Genomic DNA, 19,421 nt, shown 5'->3' on the forward strand with positions numbered 1-19,421 from the left:
CTCGGCAACTGCTGGGAGGATTTTACAGAGAGCAAGAATGACGACAGAGCCGCAGCCTGATTTCAGAGAGTTATTTATCACTTTTGGCAAAGTTGGGCTTTTGTCATTCGGTGGACCTGCCGCGCAGATTGCCATGTTGCAACGTGTTTTGGTCGATGAAAAGCGCTGGATGGATCAGGAGCGACTGATCCATGCGCTGAACTTCTGCATGTTGTTACCGGGGCCGGAGGCCATGCAGCTCGCGACCTATGCAGGCTGGGTGGTGAAAGGCTGGCGCGGCGGATTGCTGGCCGGTCTTTTGTTTGTTCTGCCCGGTGCTGTGGTTATGCTGGCTTTGTCAGCACTTTATGTCGCCTTTGGCCATGTTGATATTGTTGCGGGACTTCTTTTCGGCCTGAAAGCTGCTGTGCTGGCGATTGTGTTCGAAGCACTCTACCGGATGGCCAAGCGCACATTGGCTTCTGGCTTTTCCTATGCGGTAGCAATTGCCGCTTTTGTTGCGATTGCATTTCTGAAATTTCCTTTTCCAATTGTCGTGGTAATTGCAGCGCTTGCAGGTGGTTTGCGCCATTTGCTGCGAGGTGGAGCAGCGAGCATTAGTGTCGCGCATGCTGCGCCCAATGCATTTCGCGAACTCTCGCTGCAAACCCTGATCTGGGGCGGATTGTGGCTTGTGCCACTCGTTGCACTTTATCTGATCTTTGGCGGGCAGCATGTGTTTACAGCGGAAGCAGCATTTTTTTCAAAGCTTGCGGCCGTGACATTCGGTGGAGCCTATGCAGCGCTTTCCTATACCGCGCAGCAGGCGGTGGATTACTTTGGCTGGATGCAGCCCGGCGAGATGCTGACGGGGCTAGGGCTTGCTGAAACCACGCCGGGGCCGCTGATCCTCGTGTTGGTGTTTGTCGGCTTTGTGGGCGCTGCCAATCTGTCCGGCCTGCCGCCGCTGTTGGGCGGTTTATTCGGAGGGCTGATTGCGCTGTGGTTTACCTTTGTGCCGTGCTTTCTCTGGATACTGGCAGGCGCGCCGTTTGTGGAGCGCTTGCGTCAATTGCGCTGGCTATCCGCTATGCTTGGCGGGATCACGGCTGCGGTTGTTGGCGTAATCGCCAATCTGGCGCTCTGGTTTTCGCTGCATGTGCTGTTTGGCAAAGTAGTCGATCATCAGGTCGGCTTTTTCAGTCTGCCGCTGCCAGATGTCAGCACAATAGATAATGCCGCCGTCCTGATTGCAGGCGCGGCGGCATTATTGCTTATCGTTTTGAAGCTTAACATGCCGCTGGTGCTACTGCTTGCGGCATGTCTCGGCATTCTAATTAGATTAATCGAACAGGCTTGAAACCGACTCTTCAGCCGCGGTGCGCGCAATCGCTTCACCAATCAGGCTGGAGATCGACAGAACGCGAATATTCGGTGCATCGTTGATCGCGGTCGTTGGCTGGATCGAGTCGGTGATGACCAGTTCCTTGAGCTTCGACGAAGCGATACGGGCAACCGCGCCACCCGACAGAACACCGTGGGTGATGTAAGCGGTAACGCTTTTCGCACCCTTGGAAAGCAAAGCTTCGGCTGCGTTGCAGAGCGTACCGCCGGAATCAACGATGTCGTCGAACAGCAGACAATCTTTGCCGGTCACGTCACCGATAACGTTCATGACTTCCGATTCACCCGGACGCTCACGACGCTTATCAACGATTGCGAGCTGTGCATCGATGCGTTTTGCCAGCGAACGGGCGCGAACCACACCGCCGACGTCTGGCGAAACAACCATGCAATTGCCGGTCGGGTAGTTGGCCTTAACATCGCGTGCGATAACCGGAACCGCATAGAGGTTGTCGGTTGGAATATCGAAGAAGCCCTGAATCTGACCTGCGTGCAGGTCGAGTGTTAGAACGCGGTTTGCACCGGCTTCGGTGATGAGGTTAGCAACCAGCTTTGCCGAGATTGGCGTGCGTGGGCCTGGCTTACGATCCTGACGGGCATAGCCGAAATAAGGCAGAACGGCTGTGATGCGGCGTGCTGATGAACGACGGAAGGCGTCGATCATGATCAGCAGTTCCATCAGATTGTCGTTTGCTGGGTAGGAGGTCGATTGCAGAACGAATACGTCTTCGCCGCGCACGTTTTCCTGAATCTCTACGAAGATTTCCTGATCAGCGAAGCGGCGCACAGTGGCCTTGCCAAGCGGAATGTCGAGATGTTTAGCAACGGATTCAGCAAGAACCCGGTTGGAATTGCCTGCGAAAAGTTTCATTCTTTTTGCCTCTGAAGCCGGAGCAGTTTCGTTCTGTCGCAAAAAGTCCGTGAAACGGACGTGATCTCTGATTTCAAGCGAAACGGAAACAGGTCCGACTTCGCTGTATCATCCTTTAAAAACTTTAAAGCCGCGTACTTTTTCACAACGTGTCAAGTGCCGCAGCTTTCAAGGTTTTCTCGAATGAGCGGCCTATTGCAAAGAGTCACCGTCATTGCAAGTCCTGTGAGGTCACAATTGCAGTAAAAAGGCACGTCACAGTGCTTTCCCACAGGACTGCACCCATGATTCAGCGAAAGATTTCAGTCTTTTGCCGCACAACTGATTTTTCATGCGCGATTTGCCGCAAGCCAGCTCGAATATTCCTGCATGGTCTTATCGGCGATGGATTGCATGGCAGAAGGAGGGACAACGCTCCATGAGTCTGCTGCCGCACCCGGTACTTTTTCCTGCCCCTGAATACGATGGAGACGATTGCCGGAGGCATCCATGACGTCCCAGACATAGAGAATAGTGGTTTGGTTGTCTTCGGAGAGAACCGAGAAGTAGCCCTTCATGACATAGGCCGCATCGGCTCCGCCATTGCCCGCAAGCTCAACACCTTTGGCGCGCGCATCGTCATTAATGCGGTGGGTGAGAGGCGTCACGACATTGACCGGCGCGCCGATGATTGGAGCAATGTAAAGCTTGCCTGGCTTGAGAGACGCTGTGCGTGCCGGTGGGGTGGTCGGCGTTGTTGTCTGTGCTGGCGTCGTCGCTGCTGGCTGGGCAGGTGTTGGCGTCGTTGTATTTTGGGTGGTTTGTGCGGGTTGCTGATTGGAACCCTGCACGTTCAATGCGGATTCCGTGCTGTTGCACGCGGTTAGAAATCCAGTCAGCAACAGCAATATTGAAATATGAGCCTTGTTCATGTTCAGCTTCATGCTCCAGAAAGTGCAGACCACTCCTGCACTATGAATGGAGTTTATCGCTCATCCCGGCTCACTTGACAATCAGGTCGAGCGAATGCCGTGAAAGCGGTACGGATGCACCATTCGTCGTCAGGTAAGTCTGGCCTAGTGTCATGGCGGCTTGTGTGTCTGAATCCATGATGATCATATGGGCAAACAGCGTCATATCCGGTTGGATGCTTTCAGGATTGCCGGAATAGAACATTTGCGGGTCCATCCATGATGGCGTGAAGCGCGCACCGACCGAGTAGCCACAAGCATTCAGGCGATGGCGGGTGAGGCCGTGGGCTTCCATGACGCGAGAATGCGCGTCAAACACGTCGCCAAAGGTGGAGGCTGGTGTCATGGCCTGTTCAACGGCTTCCAGCGCTTCGCGTGCTGCACCATAGAGTTGATGGTGTTCCGGCTTCGGCTCGCCGATAATGACGGTGCGCATCATCGGCGCATGGTAGTGGCGGAAAACACCGGACCATTCGAGCGTCAACTGGTCATTGGCGGAAAGTGTGCGACGTCCGGATTTATAACGGCACAGAAGAGCGTCTGCGCCGGAGCCAATGATATATTCATTGGCTGGATAGTCGCCATCGCCTGCAAAGTTGGCGCTCATCATGGCAGCGAGAATATCGGCTTCGCTGGCGCCAGCTTTGGTAAGTTTTAAGGCTGCATCCAGTGCGTCATCGCTCAGTTCTGCTGCGCGTTTGACGAGGGCGATTTCAGCCGGGCTTTTTAAGAGACGTAGCCGGTCCACCATGCCGGATGCGTCGTAAAGCTTGGCGAAACTCTGCAACTGTTCGTCGAGCTTGCGGGCATTGGCGCCCGTCAGGCCATGTGTCTGATATTCAATACCGATGCGCGTGCCGAGCAGATCAAGCTCGGTGAGAATATTGCGCAGATCAATTGCCGGGTTTGCGTTGTCGCGATCCGTCCATACTACGATATTCTCGATGTTCGATGTGTGACGCGCTTGTCTCAGATCGGCAGAGCGCGTCATCAAAACGGTGGAGCCATCGGCCTTAACCACGAGACACTGGAAGAAGCAAAAGCCGAATGTGTCGTAGCCTGTGAGCCAGTACATGCTTTCCTGTGCAAACAGCAGGATTGCATCCAGCTTTTCTTCCTCCATCTTCAGGATCAGGCGGTCGCGACGTGCGGCAAATTCTTCCGGCTCGAAGTGAAGGGCCATACAGATCTCCTAATCGTTGATGATGGCGATTGCCGCAATCTGGCGACCATAATCCGGCTCAGAGCGATGCGTTGTGCGCCGGTAGGAATAAAACTGGTCTTCATCGGCATAGGTACACTGAAGCAGCGCATCTGCCTTCACGCCTGCGGCAGTCAGGCGGTCGGTGATGAAGGTCCAGAGATCGAAAAGCTTGTGATCTTCCTTGTCGGAAGGCTGAAAATACTTGGCAAAAGATGCGTCTTTACCGGTGAATTCTGCATAGAATTCCGGTCCGACTTCATAATTATCAGGGCCGATTGTCGGCCCAAGCACAGCAATGATGTTCTCACGCTTTGCGCCAAGTTCAATCATCGCTTCAATGGTGTTTTCGAGAACGCCGGTGAAAGCGCCGCGCCAACCGGCATGGGCGGAACCGATAACACCTGCTTCATGATCGGCAAACAGAACCGGGCCGCAGTCAGCCGACAAAGCACCAATTGCAATGCCCGGAATATTCGTCACCATGGCATCGGCCTTTGGACGTGGAGTGCCTAATGGCTCGGTGACATAGATCACATCAGGCGAGTGAACCTGATGCACTGTCATCAGGTGGTCAGATGCAACACCCAGCGTTTCAGCAACGCGCCGACGATTCTCTGTGACCAGTTCCGGCACGTCATTGGAGCCGCTGCCGACATTCAAACCTGCATAAATGCCATCTGACACGCCGCCTTTGCGTGTGAAAAACCCATGCGCAATGCGCTTGCCGTTTGTTCCGGCAGGGCCATCCAGCAGGGGGGAGCGAAGCGGTTGCGGCTTATCGGTCATGGGTTTTCTCTTTTCAAAACGGCTGGATGGTGGGGGAGGCTGGTTGGCTTGTCAATCGCAGCTTTTTGACGGTGGCCTTTGTCAGGACTCATCGAATGGAAAGATGGGCGTCTTTGGATCGCTGATGGCTAGCACTTTGAACAGAGTTCCCATCTGGTCGGGAGAAGCCAGTCGCTCGACATCATTGCGGATTTTATCTTGAAAGGCAGCATCGCGTCCTGCGCCCAAGCGACCGGCGCGGTCGACGAGGCCCATGGCGAGCAGAAAATCGCCTTGCGTCATGGTTGCGGTTTTGCAGCCGCAATTGCGTGCAGTTTTTTCCAGCATGTCGAAATCAACATGGCTGGTCAGGTCTGCCTCACCGGGGTGCGCGAAGACGTCATCATAGGTATGTTTCAGCATGGCTTGCAGCGTGTCGCCAAAGCCCGATTGCAGATGGCCGTAATCGATGGAGAGCGCTGCACCACGTGTTGCAGCAATGCGTTGTGCAATCTCCTGCATCAGCGCGGTGCGCGCGGGAGCTGCTTCAAAAATGGCGCCTTCGGGTGCTGTTTGATGTCCTGTGGGCAGGAGTGCTGCGTCAATGCCAGCAGCGCCGCTGACGAACTGAAACTCGTCTTGTTCGTTGAGTGCGATCAGCCGTTCGACAAAGCGACCATTGGCTTTCACAAACTGCCGGAATGGAATTGCGTCAAACAGTTCGTTAGAAACGAGGATAAGCGGGCCGTTTGGAACATCCGCGAAGCGCTCGAACCATTCGATGGCAGCATTAAGAGGCGCGAGCTTCTCTTTCTGCTTTTCGATAAGACGCGGACTGGTTTCGACCATGGCAACACGAAGAGACGCTGCCATTTGTGGCGCAAGCTTTGTAATCGTGCGCAGCATGTCGCTCATCAATGTACCGCGGCCGGGACCAATTTCGCAGAGGACTGCATCGGTTGGGCGTCCGAGAGCATCCCACACGCCGACGCACCAGATGCCGATAAGTTCGCCGAACATCTGGCTGACTTCCGGGGCCGTGATGAAATCACCATCGCGCCCGAAGGGTTCGCGCGTCGTGTAATAGCCCTGTTCCCGGTCGCCAAGGCAGGCCGCCATATAGTCGGCCACGCTGATCGGCCCTGTGGTGCCGATCAGCCGTTTCAGCCGGTCTTTCAGTGTTGCCTCAGGCATGTTTTGCTGCGGCTCTGTTGGCGCGCCACATGGCCCAAAGACCGATGAGCACCATTGGCAGCGACAGGATCATGCCCATGGTAAGCCATCCACCGAATAGATAACCAAGCTGCGCATCGGGTTCGCGGAAGAACTCGACAATGATACGGCTGAGACCATAGCCCAGAACAAATGTGCCTGCGATAAAGCCCGGCGCTTTCAGCTTCTTGCCGACCCATACGAGCAGGAACAGAATAAAGAACAGAACTAAGCCTTCAAGGAATGCTTCATAGAGCTGGCTTGGGTGACGTGGCAGACCGCCACCATTTGGAAAACGCACTGCCCATGCCACGTCGCTGACACGGCCCCAGAGTTCGTCATTGATGAAGTTCGCCACGCGCACGACGCCAAGGCCAACAGGTACGCCAGCGGCCACGACATCGAACATGCTCCAGACCTTGATCCCGCGTGAGCGCGCAAACCAGATCATTGCAATCGTGGTGCCTAAGATGCCGCCGTGGAACGACATACCGCCGTCCCACACAGCTGGAATGGCCAGCGGATTGGAGAAGTAATAAGCGGGATTGTAGAACAGCACATAGCCAAGGCGTCCACCGATGACCACGCCCAGCGCTGCCCAAATGACAAAGTCATCCAGCGCTTCTGGCTTCATCGGCGGCTGGTTGTTGGCCCACAGGCGATGGTTACGAAGCAGCTTCTTGCCATACCACCACGCGAACATGATGCCGATGACATAGCCTAGCCCATACCAGTGCACGGCAAACGGGCCGATCGAAAAGATTATCGGATCGATATTCGGAAAGGCGAGGCCAGAGGCAGACTGCAAAGTCTCCATAATTCAATAACTCCATTTTCCGGCGGACCATGCGCGACGATATCTGAGTGGTCAAGTCATCACGTTTATACAGCTTCACTTGCATCAGAACCGAGACGGCCCTATTTCAAATTGAGGTTTTCAACAAGACCGTATCGAAATAGGGAATAAAGCTATGACCAGCGGATCGAACCGGGTTCTCGATGAACTCGCAAAGCTTGTGACGGATGCGGCAGGCGCTGCGCAAGGTGTGCGCCGCGAAGTCGAGACTGCTTTGCGCTCGCAGAGCGAACGCGTGCTCAACACACTTGATGTTGTGCAGCGCGAAGACTTCGAAGCAGTGCGTGAAATGGCGATTAAAGCACGCGCCGAAAACGCCGCTTTGCTTGTCAAAATCGAAGCACTTGAAGCGCGTCTTGCTAAATTTGAAGTTGATTCGACTGCAAAAACGGCAAAAACCTCTGCTGCAGCAGCGAAATCCAAAGATAATTCATAATTTTTTATTAACAGGCCGTAAGTGCCAAAAACCCTTGTCTTAGAGTCGCTTAAGGCAGGGGTTCCGACCTGTCCTTCTCATATTTCCACATGCTTTAATGCCTCTTTCGACAAAAGGGGCTGGCGTTCAGATTCAGCATCAATAGACTGAAAACACTACATGATTCGTAATGTGGTCATGTAGGCAGCGGCGAGGGGCTGTAGTTTTAGTTTTCGCGTCTTCAGGCTGCTTTCCAGTATCAGTTGCGTATGTGCGTGTGCCATTGAGGCGTTGCATGTTTTTAAAGCATGTCGATTCCTCGACCGATCAATTCGTGTCTTTTTTCTGCACTTGGTCTTGTGCGGGGCGAGGCGCGGGCGAGCAGTGACTTGCGCGCCGGGAATTTGGAAGTGCCTTTCGAGGCGCTTCGCAGAACAGGAAACGGACATGAGCCTTCTTGAGCTTGAATTTGCACGCGACGCGCATCCGGTGGATGTGATAGAGCATGTTGCGAATTCAAACGACTGGACGTTCGAGCGGACTGGCGACGACGAAATTGCAATTTCGGTAGCGGGTAACTGGACTGACTATCATATCTCTTTCTCCTGGATGGAGGACTTTGAAGCGCTGCATCTGGCCTGTGCCTTTGACATCAAGGTTGCTGAACCTCGCGTCAATGAAGTGATGCGGTTGCTGTCGCTCATCAATGAAAAGCTTCTGATGGGCCATTTCGATCTCTGGCAGCAGGAAGGTGCGATTATGTATCGTCAGTCGCTTCTGCTTGCTGGTGGTGCTGAACCGACAAGCCGTCAGGTTGAAGTGCTGCTTTCTGCGGCACTGGAAGCATGCGAAACCTATTTTCAGGCGTTTCAGTTTGTCGTCTGGTCTGGTGTAAGTGCGCGTGAATCGCTGGAAAGCGTTCTGTTCGAAACCGTCGGACGCGCATGATGAATTATGATCCCGGCTCAATTGCCGGGATTTTTCTGAGTGGGGAGATTGGATATGAGTGCAACTGAAACGATTACCTGGGCCGATTTCGAGCAGGTCGATATTCGCACTGGAACAATCGTTGAAGCGGTGCCATTTCCCGAAGCGCGCAAGCCAGCTTTCAAGCTGAAGATCGATTTTGGTGACAAGATCGGTATTAAGAAGTCGTCTGCGCAAATTACCAAGCACTATCAGCCGGAGGACCTGATCGGTCGGCAAATCATGGCTGTAGTCAATTTTCCGCCGCGTCAGATTGGGCCATTTATGTCCGAAGTGCTCACACTTGGCTTCCCCGATGAAAATGGCGAGGTCGTTCTCGCTGCAATCGATAAAAAAGTTCAAGACGGCGTCAAATTATTCTGATCTTTTAGGTGCAGTCTCAACGCACTTAACATCATTGGAATATGCAGATGCAGGGAACGATTGTTGTCGCTATTGGCGGTGCGCTTGGAAGCGTGTTGCGCTATTGGTTTTCGCTGTGGTTGGCACCGATCAGCCGCGATCTGCCTTGGAGCACCATTGTCGTCAATATCATTGGCTCTTTTGCCATCGCGTTTTTCGGTGCAATGACGATTGCTTCTAGCCGCTTTGAACTGCCAGAAATCTGGCGTGTTGCTTTCCTCGTCGGCGTTTGTGGTGGCTTCACCACCTTTTCCTCATTCAGTATGCAAACCGTTGATTTGCTGCGTTCGGGGATGCCGGGACGTGCTTTGCTGAATGTTGGTATTTCGCTTGCTGCATGTTTTGCAGCAACAGCACTGGGTTATGTTGCGGCACAGGCGCTAAACAAGGTTTAACACTTTTTGCCGCGCATCTTATCCGAAAATCGGTCCCCACTTTTCGGGATGCGCTAGGCAGGAATACGAATAATCGCTCTCAAGCCACCCTTGGGAGCATTTTCCAGTTCAATGTCGCCGCCATGGCTTCTGGCAATGTCGCGTGCGATGGCCAGGCCAAGCCCGCCTGTTCCGCCTGAATCCTGCGTGCGTGCTTCATCAAGGCGCACAAAGGGTTTGAACACGTCTTCGCGGCGATCTTCGGGTATGCCCGGCCCATCATCATCCACGACGATTTTCAGCCAGCCATCGTCATGCGTGACAGCGAGCTCAACATTCTGCGCGTGACGGAAAGCGTTTGAGACCAGATTACTGACAAGGCGCGAAAACGCGTTGGGACGCACATTGACTTCGCTGTCGCCCTCAATCGAATACTGGAAACCGCGCTCGCGCAGCCGTGCTTCATTGGCAAGCTTATCACAGAGCAGACGGACGTCATAAGTCGCTGCTTCTTCCGATCCTTCACCACGCGCAAAGGCCAGATAGCCTTCGAGCATGGTCTGCATGTCGGCAATGTCCTGATTTAGTGGCTCGGTATCAATGGCATTGCCCGTAAGCGCTAATTGCAGTTTAAAGCGCGTCAAAATGGTTCGCAGATCGTGGCTGACGCCTGAAAGCATGGCGGTGCGCTGTTCGATCTGCCGTTCAATGCGTGAGCGCATTTGAATGAAGGCTATACCTGCGCGGCGAACTTCTTCCGCGCCATGCGGTCGGAAACCGTCCGGCATGGGGCGTCCCTTACCAAAGCTCTCTGCTGCTTGTGAAAGCTGCTGGATGGGTTTGATTTGATTACGCAGGAAAGCGATAGAGATAATTAGCAATACAAGAGCGGTGCCGATCATCCATGTCAGGAAGATGCCGGTATTGGATGCATAGGCCTGACTGCGGCGAGCAAAGACGCGCAGCACCTTGTCTTCAAGCTTGATGCGGATTTCGATCAGGTCAGAATCGCCAACGGTATCTACCCAGAAAGGTCTATTGATCTGGCGGGTGATTTCTTCGCTTAGGAAGTAATCGAGAATGGCGAAGAAAGGCTTCGGCCCCGGCGGCGGCAGCGGGTCCGGAGGCAGGATCGAGATATTAAGCCCCAGACGCTGCTGCGAAATACGGATGAGATTGTCGTAGCCGGGTTCCTGCGGATAGGTTTCCAGCGTGTCGATGATCGCAGAAATATCGCGCACAACAGCTGTTGAGAGCCGCTCCGTTACCATTTGCCAATGACGTTCCATGAACACATAGGCAATGATCGCCTGAAGCAACACCATCGGTGCGATGATGATGATGAGCGAGCGCGCATACAGCCCTTTGGGCATACGGCGCGCAAACCAACGCGAAAGGGTTTTCCAGAGGGACGTCATCGTCTCAGAATACTCCAGACGCTTCTGCTAATTTATGTTTTCGGTCACGCTCTGAAATTTGCGACGCTCCGCTCTATTCAATACTCAGTTTGTAGCCGATGCCGCGAACGGTTTGCAGCCAGACCGGGTTTGCCGGATCTTGCTCAATCTTACGACGCAGACGGTTAATCTGAACGTCAATGGTACGTTCACCGACATCCCCATCTGTTCCCGTCAGTTCATGGCGTGGAATAGTATCGCCAGCGCGTTCAGCGAAAATCGCCATGATGTCCTGTTCGCGATCGGTCAGCTTGATTGTCTCGCTGCCCTTCTTCAATTCGCGACGCGGTATGAAGAACGTGTATGGACCAAAAACGATCTGCTCGATCTTTGGTTGCGCTGGAGCTGCGCCGCGACGCAGAATATTATTGATGCGCAGGATCAGTTCGCGTGGATCAAATGGCTTTGGCAGATAGTCATCCGCACCTGCGGACAGGCCATCAATGCGGCTGTCGGTTTCAGACAGCGCAGTCAGCATCAGGATTGGCACGCTTTTCTGTTCACGCAGCGAACGGGTCAGCGAGACGCCGGTTTCTCCCGGCATCATCACATCAAGAATCAGCAGATCGAAATCGATGCCTTCGAGCTTGCGGCGCGCTTCAGCTGCGCTGGCTGCCATGGTGACCCGGAAGCCGCTTGTCGTCAGATATTGCGACAGAAGGCTACGAATACGGGTGTCATCATCGACAACAAGAAGATGAGGCGCGTCGTCTGAAAGGTTCTTTTCTTCTAGAGCCATGGCGTCGTTAGATCCCATCCTGTTCCACGTCTCCCTACGCGTTTAATCGTGTGGGCGTGGCAATAATTCCAAGCAACTCTTTATCAGGTGAACCAGTTTTGGTTTTCCTGACAGAATATGCCGACATGCTACATCTTAACGACAGGAAAGTGGCGCGTCTATGTGAGCGTTTCCACAGCTGCTTCGGCTGCTGCAAAGTCATCGATCTGAACACGCCGTTCAGGATTGACCATGTTGTAAAGAAAGCGCTCAATTACTTTCCGGTCGTCAGGCTGACTTCCCTCCAATGCCCGCGCGATACGGCGCGACTGTGGCAGAGTGATAGAGAGAGCAAGCTGTCGGCCACTTTTCGTTGGATAAAGTTTACGATGACGGCGATCATCGAGGCCTGTTTCCTGAACGACATGGCCTGTATCGATGAGTTGCTTGAGAACGCGTGACAGGCTTTGTTTGGTAATACGCAGAACATCCAGAAGCTCTGCAACCGTCATGCCCGGCTTACGATTGATAAAATACAGCACACGGTGATGGGCGCGGCCAAATCCGATCTTTTCAAGGATCAAGTCCGGATCGGCAGTGAAATCGCGATAAGAGAAGAACAGCAGTTCAATGACGTTGAGATCGTCAGCCTCCCGACACGTCAGAGGATCGCTGATATAGTTCACGTCGTTGGTCGAATTCACATCTAGGCTCCATCCTGTTGCGATAAATATGTCAGCATTGTTGACATAACTCAATCGCCAAGATAATTTTTGGTAAGTGCAGGCCGGTTTTTTTGGAATAAAGTTTGCGCTGAGGCATGTTGGAGGAGAGATAATTACGCAGTTTGCTGTGACATACTGTCCAATAAGGACGGTAATGCATAATAGCGAGCGTTATTTTCCGTAATTACCGGAAATATCTTTGTTTTACATGCTTTATCTGGCTGATTTCAGCACAATTGATTGCGTTGAAAGCAGTGTATCTGGTCGTAAAATACCAGTCTATTTGAAGAAAAACACATCTTGCTTGCCAGTTAATCGATTTAACTGACTGAATTTGACTAGGGAAAGGCCCAATCGGGCCAAACGGGCTGACAGGAAAACAAAGCCCAACTTTGAGGATGCTAAAATGGCTGCGATTCCATTCGATCAACGCGACGGATTTATCTGGCAGGACGGCGAATTTGTCGCCTGGAAGGATGCAAAGGTGCATGTGCTGACCCATGGTCTGCATTATGCGAGTGCAGTGTTTGAAGGTGAGCGCGCTTATGGCGGCGAGATTTTCAAGCTGACCGAGCACACTGAGCGTCTGCATGAATCGGCCCGAATTCTTGGCTTTGAGATTCCTTACAGCGTTGAAGAAATCGACAATGCCTGCCGTGAACTGCTGAAAAAGCAGGGGTTTGAAGATGCTTATGTGCGCCCGATTGCATGGCGCGGTTCGGAGTCGCTCGGCGTTTCCGCACAGAACAATCGCATTCATCTGGCAATTGCGATCTGGCAGTGGCCAAGTTATTTCTCGCCTGAAGAAAAGATGAAGGGCATTCGCCTCGATATCGCAGAATATTGCCGCCCGGACCCGCGCACAGCGCCTTCGCGCTCGAAGGCTGCCGGTCTTTATATGATCTGCACCATTTCCAAGCATGCAGCCGAAGCCAAGGGCTATGCGGATGCACTTATGCTCGACTGGCGCGGTCAGGTGGCAGAAGCTACAGGTGCCAATGTCTTTTTCGTGAAAGACGGCGCTTTGCATACGCCGAAGCCTGATTGCTTCCTCGATGGTATTACGCGCCGCACGATCATTGATCTTGCCAAGCGTCGTGGTCTCGAAGTTGTTGAGCGCATCATTATGCCAGAAGAACTGGCAGATTTCAGCGAATGCTTCCTATGTGGTACGGCTGCGGAAGTGACGCCGGTTTCCGAAATTGGAAAATATCACTTTACGCCCGGTGAAATTACGAGCTTGCTTATGCAGGACTATGTAAATGAAGTTCAGCCAAAGCGAATAGCGGCAGAATAACATTGTTTTAAACAGAAAAAGCGGCTTTTAGGGCCGCTTTTTTGTTATTTGGATGCTTATTGTTTGACATTGTCAAGTTTCAGTTCAAGATTCTGCCAGTCGGACTCGCGTTATTCCGGCATTTAACTCAGATGGGGTGACGATTATGGAATCTCTACTGCCTATCATTCTTCAGCTTGTTTCGGGTGCGGTCGGTGGCAATATTGCTGGCGCCGTTAAAAACCTGAGCCTCGGTACTGCTGGCAATACAGTCGTCGGTGGTATTGGTGGTGTTATTCTTGGCCAGCTTCTGCCGATGTTATCCGGCGGCGGTCTGGATTCTGTTCTTAATGGTGTGATTGGTCAGGTAGCGGGTGGTGGTGTGGGCGGTCTCGTTCTCACAGCAATCGTCGGTCTGATCAAAAACTCGCTGGCAAGCAAAGCCTGACTGAATAACGCGGTTGTGGGGACAACAACCGATTGATTTCCTGCGAGAGGGGAAACGGGCGGCTTTGGTCGCCCGTTTTATTTTATGCCTTTGAAAGCGTGATCTGCTGCATTATCTCATGAGCGACGGTAATTTTTGAACATACTGACTGAATGGAGTTTTTGATGGGACAATTGCAGGCAATCATCGTTCCGGTGACGCCATTTCAGCAGAACTGCACGATCCTTTTCGACGGTGATACCAAAAAAGGCGTCGTGATTGATCCGGGCGGCGATCTTGAGCGCATCAAAGAAGCCATCGCATCGCAGGATGTCAAAGTCGAAGCGATCTGGATTACGCATGGCCATATTGATCATGCGGGTGGCGCATCAGAATTGAGAGATGAGCTTGGTGTGGATGTTATCGGTCCGCATAAAGACGACGCGTTCTTGCTCGATAATCTGGTGACAACTGGCCTGAAATACGGCCTGACCGAGGGCGTGCGGAACATCACGCCAGATCGCTGGTTGGATGAAGGTGATAAAGTCACCGTGGCAGGCCATGTGTTTGACGTTCTGCATTGTCCGGGGCATGCGCCGGGTCATGTCGTCTTTTATAATCCAGAAGCGCATTTTGCGATTGTTGGCGATGTTTTGTTCAATGGATCAGTCGGACGTACTGACTTGCCGGGTGGCGATCATGCGTCACTTATTCATTCGATCAAAGAAAAGCTTTTGCCGCTTGGCGACGATATTGGCTTTCTGTGCGGTCATGGCCCGGGTGGTCGGTTTGGCGAAGAGCGCCGTAACAATCCGTTCCTGAATGATATTGGATATGCCTGATCTGCTTCAGGTATTAAAAAAGCCGCCTTTTGAGGCGGCTTTTTTGTTTCGTTTATCCGATTAGTTCGCGGAACAGAAATGATCCCGGCCATCATAGCCGCGATAGGTTCCGGTGTTTGCATTGAACGAGCGGTACCGGTTGGAGCAATACTGGTACCAGCCACGGCTCCATGGCTCATAACCTGCACGATACTGCACGCTGCGTGCTGGCGGCGCTGGATAATAGGCCGGTGGTGGTGGCGGTGGTGCGTAAACTGGTGCTGGCTGCACATAGGTTGGCTGCGGCTGGCTCAGCGCGCTGCCGATGAGTGCGCCAGCTGCAAGGCCGATGACGCCAGCTGCGAGTGCATCGCCGCCACGGTCACGATGACGATAGGGGCGGCGATCCCAGCCGCCACGGTCCCATCCACCACGATTGTAACCGCGACCATCCCATCCGCGACGCTCCCAACCGCCACGACCCCATGAGTCTGCCGAAGCAGATGCGAGCGGTGCTGAGACTGCTGCTATAGAGGCAACTGCCAGAATAGCTGTTTTAAGTAACTTTTTCATTGTCCGCTCCTTCAGAAGCACAACTTCAATCTCTTTGATGTGCAGGGCCGGATCGGCACACTGCTTCAATCATGAATAACAAGTTAATAGTTTGGAGATGAATGGAGGCTGAACAATGGTGAAGGCACCTTGGAAAGCGCTATAACCCGGTAAATTAAAAGCAGCGCCGGTAATAATTCGCGCTTTAATCTGACTTGCGATAACGAGCTTTAGCCGGGCTTTCCGCTTATTAAAGCTGGAGAAAATCGGGTTGCGTACAATAAAAAACCCCGGCGTTAGCCGGGGATCAAATTCTTTATCAGTAAAATATCGGTTTTAGTCAGTGACCGAAATATTTACGGCCTTAGGACCCTTACCGCGACGATCCGGTTCAGTTTCGTAAGAAACCTTCTGGTTGTCAGCAAGTCCTGCCAGACCTGAAGCCTGTACAGCAGAGATATGCACGAAGATGTCTGCGCCACCATCATCAGGCTTGATAAATCCGAAACCTTTTTCGGAGTTGAAGAATTTGACCTGTCCGGTCTGTGCCATGGGATCCGTTCCTTTTCCTTGGCGCCACCGCTTTATTAGAGACGGTGGAATTACAACTTCTGCCGAACGCACCACACACCCGGCAGAGGGTTATGCAGGCAGTTATCGACTTAGGAAAGGAACCGATCATTGCCGGAGATTAAATCTCCAACCCGGAACTTCTAGCGGTTCCGGCACGCCGTTCTTCCAGTCTTCCGTTGTACTCAAATTGCCCGGACACATGAAGACTGATCTAAGATGCGTGGTTTGGCAAGCAAATTTTTCACCAAATATGAGATTGGTTATCTTTGAAACGGTATCGTTGTTATTTTGTATAAAAATTACCAGAATATTGCTAATTTTATACCAAAAAAGAACAAGCTTAAGGCAATATATCGCTTCATACTACGGTATAGTATGCTCAAATGCTTATTTATTACGCAAAACTATGCATGCGCCGCCCGCTGCGCGCAGTTTAGTGCAGATGTTATCCGCTTCGCCACGACTGTCGGCCCCAATGCGCACGGCATAGATGCCTCGGCGTGCAATTGGCGTGCGCACACGGCTGATCACCGGGTTGTGTCCGGCCAGCACGGAGCTGAATTGTTTGCGCAGTCGGTTCCATTGATTAACTGCGGCGCTGCGTCGGAAATTGCCTGCAACCTGAATGCCCCATGGCTTTGGCTTGATCCGCGACATTGGAATTGTCGCTGTGCGGACGATGGGCAGGCGTTTGCAGGCCTCGCTAAAGCTTAGCTTCGCATCAAGCGGTCTATTGGTGATCTCCTGACCAGCTGCAAAATTATCGGCAGGTGCGCCGGTCAGGTCCAGAACATAGTCTTCGGTTTCGAGCGGCAGAAAGCCACCTGAACGCATCCAGTTGCCCACACGACCCGGCCCCGCATTATAGGCTGCTGCTGCCAAGCCCCAGTTTCCGAAAGCGCCTTTTAGTTCGCTCAAAAAGCCTGCCGAGGCTGGAATTGCCTGTTCGATATCGAAAGGGTCGGCTAGTCCGCGCTCTTTGGCCGTATAGGGCATAAACTGCGCAATGCCCTGCGCACCAACCGGACTGACGGCGCGATGATCAAAGCGGCTTTCTTTCCAGATAAGACGCGCGAAAAAATCTTTTGGAATGCCGCGTTTTTCTGCGCTTTCTTCAATGAGTTCGCAGATGCGCGTGACAGTGGGCTCCGCTTTTTTCGGCGGCATCGGCGGACCGTAGACTTCCGCTGCAGCTTCGGTTTGAGCGAATGCGGATTTAATTGCGTCTGGCCAGCAAAAAAGCTGAAAAAGCGTAATCACTGCGATAGCCAGATGCGAATGCGTCATGCAGTTTTTCCGCTCGTAAACCCCAAAATCCTTGAGTGCAGAGTAAAGCAAGTTTTTGACATGTCGATATGGTTCATGGATGAAAATGGAATATCCGCTGATATATCCTTGCTCTTCCTGTCTGCTGTGCCATTTAGCAATAAATGAAGAGGGAGAGAGCCATGCTGCTAAATAAGATCAGTCGTTTGAGCGTGTTGGCGGGTGTCATGTTTTTGGCGGGTTGCGTGGCAGAAGGTGGGCCGGATTATCGGCCACCAGTCAGGCCGGGCCCATCGCAGCCGCAAATGTGTCCGATGATTTATGCGCCGGTTTGTGGCGAGCGCGGTTCGTCGCGCAAGACTTTCGGCAATGCATGCCAAGCGCGTGCTGATGGTTATCGGATTGTTGGAAACGGCCAGTGCAGTTCAAGACCTATTACAGGTCCGGGTTCCGGCTGGGGAGGTGACCGTCCGGGGCGTCCGCCGCATCAGGGTAACAGACCAGGTCGTCCGGGCGCTGGTGCTTGCACGCGCGAATTTATGCCGGTCTGCGCAAGAAGAGGGAACGCTACACAGACATTCTCCAACCGCTGTGAAGCTGAACGCGCCGGCTACCGCATTACGAATGGCGGGCAGTGCAGATAAGTAAACTAAGCAATAGAAGGAGCGGCCTTTAACGGCCGCTCCTTCTAGACGGCGGTTTTAGCAGGCTGTTGCTTGCCGAAGCGGTCGATATTGGTGTCTCCCCAATCTTTCAAAGCAAGCAGAATAGGCTCTATGCTGCGCCCCAGCGGCGACAGACTATATTCCACCTTTGGCGGAACCTGTGCATAAACCTTGCGATCAATCAGTCCGTCCTCTTCAAGCTCGCGCAGCTGATTTGTCAGCATACGTTGCGTCACGCCCGGTATCTGGCGTCGCAATTCATTAAACCGCAGCGTTCCATCCAGCAGATGAAATAGCACAACACTTTTCCATTTGCCGTCGATGAGACCGATCGCTGCCTCAACGGAGCAGCCGGGGCTGCAATCAAAACGGGAATGCTTAACCTTGGTTATTAAGTATCCTATATATACTAAGTACAAAAAACGGCACTATGTGCGATTTTTGTGCGTATTTTCATTTTCTGATCGTAGTCTAATATTTGTTCCATAGCAAATGGAGCAAAGACTATGAAAGCTGTTGCCTATCAAACCGCCGGCAAACTGGATCGTGCAGATTCACTACTGGATGTCGAACTGGAGAAGCCTGTTGCAAAAGGCCGCGATCTGTTGGTGCAGGTCGAAGCCATTGCGGTTAATCCGGTTGATTATAAAATCCGCAAAGGAGTTTCGGCAGAGCCAGGCCAGTGGAAAGTGCTGGGCTGGGATGCGGTTGGGACCGTGGTTGAAACCGGTGAAGCGGTAGAGAATTTTAAGATTGGCGATAAAGTCTGGTATGCGGGCTCGTATATTCGACAGGGCGCGAATAGCGAGTTTGGTCTGGTCGATGAACGTATTGCGGGAACGCCGCCTGCGTCGATTTCCAACAGTCAGGCTGCTGGGTTGCCGCTGACATCCATTACCGCGTGGGAAATGCTTTTTGACAGGCTCGACATTCGTAAGCCAGTGCCCGGTGCTGCCAATGCCGTTCTTATTATTGGCGGAGCAGGCGGTGTTGGCTCAATAGCCATTCAGCTTATCCGCGCTTTGACAGATTTGACGGTGATTGTCACAGCCTCACGTCCTGAAACACAGGATTGGGTGAAAAAACTCGGCGCACATCATGTCATTGACCATAGCAAGCCTCTCGCGCAACAGGTCGAGGCTTTGGGGATTGGTGCGCCGGCTTTTGTTTTCTCCACCACGCAGACGATGGATCACTTCAATGAGATTGTGTCATTGATCGCGCCACAGGGGCGGTTTGGCTTGATTGACGATTTCGATACTTTTGATGTTGCGCCGTTGAAACGCAAGTCGGTCTCAATCCATTGGGAGATGATGTTTACACGTCCGGTTTTTGAAACGGCGGATATGAATGAACAGGGCAAACTTCTGAATGAGGTCGCACGGCTGATTGATGCAGGTAAAATCAAAACGACGGTGACGGAAGTTTTGTCGCCAATCAATGCTGCTAATCTTAAAGCAGCGCATGGGGTGCTGGAAAGCGGCAAGGCCAAAGGCAAGATCGTGCTTGAAGGCTGGTAAAC

General features: G+C 52.7%; 23 protein-coding genes. 10 read left to right on the plus strand and 13 right to left on the minus strand.

The genetic code is table 11. The annotated features are described in order from the left end of the window. Positions 1-37: 37 nt before the first annotated feature. Positions 38-1,339, plus strand: a complete 1,302-nt coding sequence (gene chrA / locus J2782_RS00940; RefSeq protein ID WP_310009746.1) for a chromate efflux transporter — start codon at positions 38-40, stop codon at positions 1,337-1,339. On the opposite strand, the gene J2782_RS00945 is transcribed toward chrA, so the two are convergent. The 6 genes from J2782_RS00945 to lgt all read right to left on the minus strand — a co-directional run bounded on the left by J2782_RS00945 (position 1,322) and on the right by lgt (position 7,205). After that, a complete protein-coding gene (locus J2782_RS00945; RefSeq protein WP_250038773.1) occupies positions 1,322-2,254 on the minus strand; it encodes a ribose-phosphate pyrophosphokinase in 933 nt (310 codons plus the stop codon). The two genes, chrA and J2782_RS00945, sit on opposite strands and share 18 nt — an antisense overlap. Positions 2,255-2,583: 329 nt before the next feature. Then, positions 2,584-3,177, minus strand: coding sequence for a hypothetical protein (locus J2782_RS00950; protein ID WP_310009747.1), 594 nt, complete (start codon positions 3,175-3,177; stop codon positions 2,584-2,586). 58 nt (positions 3,178-3,235) lie between these two features. Further along, complete coding sequence (locus J2782_RS00955; protein ID WP_310009748.1) at positions 3,236-4,387, minus strand: M24 family metallopeptidase; 1,152 nt, start codon at positions 4,385-4,387, stop codon at positions 3,236-3,238. Positions 4,388-4,396: 9 nt separating this feature from the next. After that, positions 4,397-5,194, minus strand: a complete 798-nt coding sequence (pgeF, locus tag J2782_RS00960) for a peptidoglycan editing factor PgeF (protein WP_310009749.1) — start codon at positions 5,192-5,194, stop codon at positions 4,397-4,399. Positions 5,195-5,275: 81 nt separating this feature from the next. Continuing rightward, positions 5,276-6,367, minus strand: coding sequence for a class I SAM-dependent methyltransferase (locus J2782_RS00965; RefSeq protein ID WP_310009750.1), 1,092 nt, complete (start codon positions 6,365-6,367; stop codon positions 5,276-5,278). Continuing rightward, on the minus strand, positions 6,360-7,205 hold the full coding sequence (gene lgt, locus J2782_RS00970; protein WP_310011026.1) for a prolipoprotein diacylglyceryl transferase: 846 nt from the start codon (positions 7,203-7,205) through the stop codon (positions 6,360-6,362). Before lgt ends, J2782_RS00965 begins: the two co-directional genes overlap by 8 nt. 151 nt (positions 7,206-7,356) lie before the next feature. On the opposite strand from lgt, the gene J2782_RS00975 reads away from it, so the two are divergent. The 4 genes from J2782_RS00975 to crcB all read left to right on the plus strand — a co-directional run bounded on the left by J2782_RS00975 (position 7,357) and on the right by crcB (position 9,440). Further along, complete coding sequence (locus J2782_RS00975; RefSeq protein ID WP_310009751.1) at positions 7,357-7,677, plus strand: accessory factor UbiK family protein; 321 nt, start codon at positions 7,357-7,359, stop codon at positions 7,675-7,677. A 426-nt stretch (positions 7,678-8,103) separates the two neighbouring features. Further along, on the plus strand, positions 8,104-8,604 hold the full coding sequence (locus tag J2782_RS00980) for a type III secretion system chaperone family protein (protein WP_250038779.1): 501 nt from the start codon (positions 8,104-8,106) through the stop codon (positions 8,602-8,604). 54 nt (positions 8,605-8,658) lie between these two features. Then, positions 8,659-9,006, plus strand: coding sequence for a tRNA-binding protein (locus tag J2782_RS00985; RefSeq protein WP_310009752.1), 348 nt, complete (start codon positions 8,659-8,661; stop codon positions 9,004-9,006). 41 nt (positions 9,007-9,047) lie between these two features. Next, entirely contained in the window at positions 9,048-9,440 is a 393-nt protein-coding gene (crcB, locus tag J2782_RS00990) for a fluoride efflux transporter CrcB (RefSeq protein WP_404989583.1), read from the plus strand. A gap of 53 nt (positions 9,441-9,493) precedes the next feature. Here crcB and J2782_RS00995 read toward each other — a convergent pair whose 3' ends face one another. From J2782_RS00995 to J2782_RS01005, 3 genes are all read right to left on the minus strand, one after another. Then, positions 9,494-10,837, minus strand: coding sequence for an ATP-binding protein (locus tag J2782_RS00995; RefSeq protein ID WP_310009754.1), 1,344 nt, complete (start codon positions 10,835-10,837; stop codon positions 9,494-9,496). A 73-nt stretch (positions 10,838-10,910) separates the two neighbouring features. Then, on the minus strand, positions 10,911-11,633 hold the full coding sequence (locus J2782_RS01000; protein ID WP_310009755.1) for a response regulator transcription factor: 723 nt from the start codon (positions 11,631-11,633) through the stop codon (positions 10,911-10,913). 140 nt (positions 11,634-11,773) lie between these two features. After that, positions 11,774-12,298: a MarR family winged helix-turn-helix transcriptional regulator gene (locus J2782_RS01005; RefSeq protein WP_250038784.1), complete on the minus strand. Its 525-nt coding sequence runs from the start codon at positions 12,296-12,298 to the stop codon at positions 11,774-11,776. Positions 12,299-12,725: 427 nt separating this feature from the next. On the opposite strand from J2782_RS01005, the gene J2782_RS01010 reads away from it, so the two are divergent. The 3 genes from J2782_RS01010 to J2782_RS01020 all read left to right on the plus strand — a co-directional run bounded on the left by J2782_RS01010 (position 12,726) and on the right by J2782_RS01020 (position 14,864). Next, positions 12,726-13,616 (plus strand): branched-chain amino acid aminotransferase, encoded by an 891-nt coding sequence (locus J2782_RS01010; RefSeq protein ID WP_310009756.1) that lies wholly within the window; start codon positions 12,726-12,728, stop codon positions 13,614-13,616. Between the two features lie 145 nt (positions 13,617-13,761). After that, positions 13,762-14,043, plus strand: a complete 282-nt coding sequence (locus tag J2782_RS01015) for a hypothetical protein (protein WP_310009757.1) — start codon at positions 13,762-13,764, stop codon at positions 14,041-14,043. A 164-nt stretch (positions 14,044-14,207) separates the two neighbouring features. Then, positions 14,208-14,864, plus strand: coding sequence for an MBL fold metallo-hydrolase (locus tag J2782_RS01020; RefSeq protein ID WP_310009758.1), 657 nt, complete (start codon positions 14,208-14,210; stop codon positions 14,862-14,864). A 60-nt stretch (positions 14,865-14,924) separates the two neighbouring features. Here the strand turns inward: J2782_RS01020 and J2782_RS01025 are convergent, their stop codons facing one another. The 3 genes from J2782_RS01025 to J2782_RS01035 form a co-directional block, all read right to left on the minus strand. Then, positions 14,925-15,416: a BA14K family protein gene (locus tag J2782_RS01025; RefSeq protein ID WP_310009759.1), complete on the minus strand. Its 492-nt coding sequence runs from the start codon at positions 15,414-15,416 to the stop codon at positions 14,925-14,927. Positions 15,417-15,731: 315 nt separating this feature from the next. Beyond that, positions 15,732-15,947 (minus strand): cold-shock protein, encoded by a 216-nt coding sequence (locus tag J2782_RS01030; RefSeq protein WP_024899445.1) that lies wholly within the window; start codon positions 15,945-15,947, stop codon positions 15,732-15,734. 408 nt (positions 15,948-16,355) lie between these two features. Next, on the minus strand, positions 16,356-17,255 hold the full coding sequence (locus J2782_RS01035; protein WP_310009760.1) for a transglycosylase SLT domain-containing protein: 900 nt from the start codon (positions 17,253-17,255) through the stop codon (positions 16,356-16,358). Between the two features lie 161 nt (positions 17,256-17,416). Here J2782_RS01035 and J2782_RS01040 point away from each other — a divergent pair, with 161 nt between their 5' ends. After that, positions 17,417-17,878, plus strand: coding sequence for a Kazal-type serine protease inhibitor domain-containing protein (locus tag J2782_RS01040; RefSeq protein ID WP_310009761.1), 462 nt, complete (start codon positions 17,417-17,419; stop codon positions 17,876-17,878). Between the two features lie 44 nt (positions 17,879-17,922). Here J2782_RS01040 and J2782_RS01045 read toward each other — a convergent pair whose 3' ends face one another. Further along, positions 17,923-18,291: a winged helix-turn-helix transcriptional regulator gene (locus tag J2782_RS01045; RefSeq protein ID WP_310011027.1), complete on the minus strand. Its 369-nt coding sequence runs from the start codon at positions 18,289-18,291 to the stop codon at positions 17,923-17,925. A 114-nt stretch (positions 18,292-18,405) separates the two neighbouring features. Between J2782_RS01045 and J2782_RS01050 the strand changes: the two genes are divergently transcribed. Continuing rightward, the gene (locus J2782_RS01050) at positions 18,406-19,419 is read left to right on the plus strand and encodes a zinc-binding alcohol dehydrogenase family protein (RefSeq protein ID WP_310009762.1); all 1,014 of its coding nucleotides are present in this window, start codon (positions 18,406-18,408) and stop codon (positions 19,417-19,419) included. Positions 19,420-19,421 lie beyond the last annotated feature (2 nt).

It is taken from the genome of Brucella pseudogrignonensis (assembly GCF_031454375.1).
In the GTDB taxonomy this organism is placed as follows: domain Bacteria; phylum Pseudomonadota; class Alphaproteobacteria; order Rhizobiales; family Rhizobiaceae; genus Brucella; species Brucella pseudogrignonensis_A.

Excerpts from the sequence above, each read along its gene's own strand:
- chrA (WP_310009746.1), top strand. The coding sequence starts at position 38 with ATGACGACAGAGCCGCAGCCTGATTTCAGAGAGTTATTTATCACTTTT.
- J2782_RS00945 (WP_250038773.1), bottom strand. The coding sequence starts at position 2,254 with ATGAAACTTTTCGCAGGCAATTCCAACCGGGTTCTTGCTGAATCCGTT.
- J2782_RS00950 (WP_310009747.1), bottom strand. The coding sequence starts at position 3,177 with ATGAAGCTGAACATGAACAAGGCTCATATTTCAATATTGCTGTTGCTG.
- J2782_RS00955 (WP_310009748.1), bottom strand. The coding sequence starts at position 4,387 with ATGGCCCTTCACTTCGAGCCGGAAGAATTTGCCGCACGTCGCGACCGC.
- pgeF (WP_310009749.1), bottom strand. The coding sequence starts at position 5,194 with ATGACCGATAAGCCGCAACCGCTTCGCTCCCCCCTGCTGGATGGCCCT.
- J2782_RS00965 (WP_310009750.1), bottom strand. The coding sequence starts at position 6,367 with ATGCCTGAGGCAACACTGAAAGACCGGCTGAAACGGCTGATCGGCACC.
- J2782_RS00975 (WP_310009751.1), top strand. The coding sequence starts at position 7,357 with ATGACCAGCGGATCGAACCGGGTTCTCGATGAACTCGCAAAGCTTGTG.
- J2782_RS00980 (WP_250038779.1), top strand. The coding sequence starts at position 8,104 with ATGAGCCTTCTTGAGCTTGAATTTGCACGCGACGCGCATCCGGTGGAT.
- J2782_RS00985 (WP_310009752.1), top strand. The coding sequence starts at position 8,659 with ATGAGTGCAACTGAAACGATTACCTGGGCCGATTTCGAGCAGGTCGAT.
- crcB (WP_404989583.1), top strand. The coding sequence starts at position 9,048 with ATGCAGATGCAGGGAACGATTGTTGTCGCTATTGGCGGTGCGCTTGGA.
- J2782_RS00995 (WP_310009754.1), bottom strand. The coding sequence starts at position 10,837 with ATGACGTCCCTCTGGAAAACCCTTTCGCGTTGGTTTGCGCGCCGTATG.
- J2782_RS01000 (WP_310009755.1), bottom strand. The coding sequence starts at position 11,633 with ATGGGATCTAACGACGCCATGGCTCTAGAAGAAAAGAACCTTTCAGAC.
- J2782_RS01010 (WP_310009756.1), top strand. The coding sequence starts at position 12,726 with ATGGCTGCGATTCCATTCGATCAACGCGACGGATTTATCTGGCAGGAC.
- J2782_RS01015 (WP_310009757.1), top strand. The coding sequence starts at position 13,762 with ATGGAATCTCTACTGCCTATCATTCTTCAGCTTGTTTCGGGTGCGGTC.
- J2782_RS01020 (WP_310009758.1), top strand. The coding sequence starts at position 14,208 with ATGGGACAATTGCAGGCAATCATCGTTCCGGTGACGCCATTTCAGCAG.
- J2782_RS01025 (WP_310009759.1), bottom strand. The coding sequence starts at position 15,416 with ATGAAAAAGTTACTTAAAACAGCTATTCTGGCAGTTGCCTCTATAGCA.
- J2782_RS01030 (WP_024899445.1), bottom strand. The coding sequence starts at position 15,947 with ATGGCACAGACCGGACAGGTCAAATTCTTCAACTCCGAAAAAGGTTTC.
- J2782_RS01035 (WP_310009760.1), bottom strand. The coding sequence starts at position 17,255 with ATGACGCATTCGCATCTGGCTATCGCAGTGATTACGCTTTTTCAGCTT.
- J2782_RS01040 (WP_310009761.1), top strand. The coding sequence starts at position 17,417 with ATGCTGCTAAATAAGATCAGTCGTTTGAGCGTGTTGGCGGGTGTCATG.
- J2782_RS01050 (WP_310009762.1), top strand. The coding sequence starts at position 18,406 with ATGAAAGCTGTTGCCTATCAAACCGCCGGCAAACTGGATCGTGCAGAT.